Here is a 3593-nt window from a genome sequence, read left to right on the forward strand (position 1 = left end):
CCCACGGGGGATCATCGACAGCTCCGTGCCCACCGTGGCGTTCGTGACGGTGAACGCCGAGGCCGGACTGACCGCCGGCATCGCGGTCGCCATTGCCACGGCGGCCGCTCTGCTGGCGCTGCGCATCGTGCGCCGTGAGCCGACCCAGCAGACCTTCTCGGGGTTGTTCGCCGTGGCGGTCGCCGCATTCGTGGCCTCCCGTACCGGGAATGCGAAGGGGTTCTTCCTGCCCAGCATCGCGAAGAACGCGCTCTGGGGGGTGGTGGCCTTGCTGTCGATCGTCCTGCGCCGGCCGGTGGCGGGGTATCTCATGGCCGGTCTGGACAGCCGCTATGCGAGCTGGCAGCGGGTACCCTGCCAGCGGCGAGCAGCGGTGTGGGCGACAGTGGTCTGGATCGCTGTGTTCGGTGTGCGGTTCGTCGTGCAGGGGGTGCTCTACCTCGCCGACCAGCCCGGCTGGCTGGCCGCGGCCAACATCGCCCTGGGACTTCCGCTGTTCGGTGTCGCGCTGTTGGCCAGCTTCGCCATCGTCCGCCGGATCGCACCGCTGCCCCCCGCCGCCACCGACTCGACGGTCGTGGCCGGCGAGGTGCTGGCCGACGAGGTGCTGGCCGGGGACGCCCCGCGCGGCGAGCCCCCGCGCGGCGAGCGGCGGCCTGCCGGCTGACCGCCTCCGCATCGCCAGCCTGTCGCGCGTCAGCCCGGCGCGCCCGCGCCTGCCTGCGCCTGACCGAGCAGCACGGCGAGCTTCTCCTCAGCCTCGGCATTTGTCGTGACCGCGAGAATCTCGTCGCCGTCTTCCAACGTGGCGTCGGGCGAGGGAACGACCGCCCGTCCGTCACGCAGGATCACCACCAAGGCGCTATCCGCCGGCAGGGTGATCTCGCTGAGCCGCTGGCCGATCACCGGCGCGTTCTCGGCCAGCGTCAGCTCGACGAGGGATGCATCGCTCTGCCGGAACCGCATCAGCTGGACGAGGTCGCCGACGCTGACGGCCTCCTCGACCAGAGCCGTGATTAGGCGCGGCGCGGATACCGCCACGTCCACCCCCCACGACTCGGTGAACAGCCACTCGTTCTTGGGATGGTTGACCCGCGCCACTACCCGGGGCACGCCGAACTCGGTCTTCGCGAGCAACGAGACGACGAGGTTCACCTTGTCGTCCCCGGTGGCGGCCACCAGGACGGTGTACTCATTCAGCCCGGCCGCGTCGAGTTGGGACAGCTCGCAGGCGTCCGCGAGTAGCCACCGGGCCTCCGGTAGCGCGTCGGTCCGGATCTTCTGCGGATCCCGCTCGATGATGAGCACCTCGGAGCCGTTCTCCAGCAGTTCGGCGGCGATGGACCGGCCGACCTTGCCCGCCCCCGCGATCACCACCCGGCGCACACTCATCGCTTCTCCTCTTCGCGCGGCATCGTCTACCTGGATCTGCCCAGATCTGCCCGGATCTACCCGGAGCCCCTGCCGTCCGGCCCGGTGCGCAGCACCGTGTCCGCCTCGGAGGCGTGCGCCTTCGTCACTGCCACGTGCACCACGTCACCGTCCTGGACGAGGGTGCGGGCGTCGGGCAGGACACCCTCGCCGAACCGGGTCACGCAGACCACCCGTACCCCGGCGGACTCCTCCAACTCCCGGATCCGGCGGCCCACCCAGGCGGGTCCGGGTGGGATAGCGGTCAGCAGCACCGAGCCCGACGGGTCGGACCACTGCGGCGTGACAGTGTCGGGTAGGAGCCGGTCGAGGATCTGGTCCCGGGTCCAGCGCACCGTGGCGACGGTGGGGATCCCGAGCCGCTCGTAGACCTCGGCCCGGCGGGGATCGTAGATCCGCGCGACGACCCGCTCGACCCCGAACATCTCGCGGGCCACCCGGGCGGCGATGATGTTCGAATTGTCCCCGCTGGAGACGGCGGCGAACGCGGCGGCCTGCTCGATGCCCGCCTCGATGAGGGTGTCGCGATCGAAGCCCATCCCGGTGACCCGCAGACCGGTAAAATCCTGCGGTAGCCGCCCAAACGCGGCGGGGTTCTGGTCGATGATTGCCACTGAGTGGCCGAACCGTTCGACGCTGCGGGCAAGCGCGGAGCCGACTCGGCCGCAGCCGAGGATCACGACATGCACAAGGGTTGAGGGTAGTCCGATCCGGGCTGACCGGCGCAGGTCACGTGGCCGGATCTCCGGATACGGAGTATCTGTGTGCCACGTCACACTGGTGCTGAACTGCGTGGCTGGCGTCGGTAGCATCGCCGCGTGGCGCTCACGGACCGCCTCAAGCGCGGTTTCGTCGGTCGACCGATCGGGAGCGACCGGCTTGGGGAGACATTGCTCCCTAAACGCATCGCTTTGCCCGTCTTCGCGAGCGATGCCCTTTCCTCGGTGTCGTACGCGACCGAGGAGATCCTGCTTGTCCTGTCGCTGGGTGGGCTGGCCTTCTACCACATCTCGCCCTGGCTTGCTGGAGCCGTCGCCATCCTGATGCTGACGGTGGTGGCGTCCTACCGGCAGAACGTGCACGCCTACCCGAGCGGCGGCGGCGACTACGAGGTCGTCTCGGTCAACCTGGGCCCGCAGGCCGGCCTGCTGGTGGCCAGTTCCCTGCTGGTTGACTACGTCCTCACGGTCGCGGTGTCGGTGTCGGCCGGTGTCGCGAACCTGACGTCCGCTATCACCGGGCTCGCCGCGCACAAGGTGCTCCTCGCGGTCGTCATTGTCATCCTACTGACGATAATGAACCTGCGTGGGGTGCGCGAGTCCGGCACGGCGTTCGCCATCCCGACCTACGGCTTCGTGCTCGGTATCTTCGTAATGATCGTCACCGGGCTGGTCCAGGCGGCCGTCGGTCATCCGCCGCGGGCCGAGAGTGCCGGCTACCAGGTGGTCGCCGAGCGTGACTACGCGGGATTCGCCCTGGTGTTCCTGGTGCTGCGGGCGTTCGCCTCGGGATGCACGGCGCTCACCGGGGTCGAGGCGATCAGTAACGGGGTGCCCGCGTTCCGGAAGCCCAAGAGCCGCAACGCCGCGACCACCCTGCTGATGCTGGGGCTTATCGCAGTCACGATGTTCGGCGGCGTCACCGCGCTGGCTCTGATCTCCGACGTGCATGTCGCTGAGCACACCGGGGACCTGATTGGCGCCAGTGGTGAGCAGCCGACCGTGATCGCCCAGGTCGCCGCCGCCGTCTTCGGGGACGGATCGCCCGGCTTCGGCTACATCGCCGTCGTCACCGCTCTCATCCTGATGCTGGCGGCGAACACCGCCTTCAACGGCTTCCCGGTGCTGGGTTCGATCCTCGCCCGCGACGGCTACCTGCCGCGTCAGCTATACACCCGCGGTGACCGACTGGCCTACTCCAACGGGATCGTGCTGCTTGCCGGCTTCGCGATCCTGCTGATCGTCGTGTTCGACGCGCAGGTCACCGCCCTGATCCAGCTCTACATCCTCGGGGTCTTCATCTCGTTCACCCTCAGCCAGACCGGGATGGTGCGGCACTGGACACGCATCCTGCGTTCGGACGACCCGGTGGCGTCCGAGCCGGCCGCCCGCCGGCGGATCCGCCGGTCTCAGGCGATCAACTTCTTCGGCGCCTGCCTCACC

The 3593-nt window shown here is 69.2% G+C and carries 4 protein-coding genes; 2 read left to right on the forward strand and 2 right to left on the reverse strand.

The features are described from left to right. Window positions 1-667, forward strand: a 667-nt coding sequence (locus AC08ON_RS02275; RefSeq protein WP_476616370.1) for a DUF3159 domain-containing protein, incomplete at its 5' end; no start/stop codon positions are given. A gap of 29 nt (window positions 668-696) precedes the next feature. On the opposite strand, the gene AC08ON_RS02280 is transcribed toward AC08ON_RS02275, so the two are convergent. Both AC08ON_RS02280 and AC08ON_RS02285 read right to left on the reverse strand, forming a co-directional pair. Continuing rightward, window positions 697-1428: a potassium channel family protein gene (locus tag AC08ON_RS02280; RefSeq protein WP_476606228.1), complete on the reverse strand. Its 732-nt coding sequence runs from the start codon at window positions 1426-1428 to the stop codon at window positions 697-699. Between the two features lie 20 nt (window positions 1429-1448). Next, the gene (locus AC08ON_RS02285; protein ID WP_476606205.1) at window positions 1449-2120 is read right to left on the reverse strand and encodes a potassium channel family protein; all 672 of its coding nucleotides are present in this window, start codon (window positions 2118-2120) and stop codon (window positions 1449-1451) included. 129 nt (window positions 2121-2249) lie between these two features. Here AC08ON_RS02285 and AC08ON_RS02290 point away from each other — a divergent pair. Next, the coding region (locus tag AC08ON_RS02290) for an APC family permease (RefSeq protein ID WP_476616371.1) at window positions 2250-3593 on the forward strand (1344 nt) is incomplete at its 3' end.

Source organism: Frankia sp. CoWAU3 (assembly GCF_977971855.1).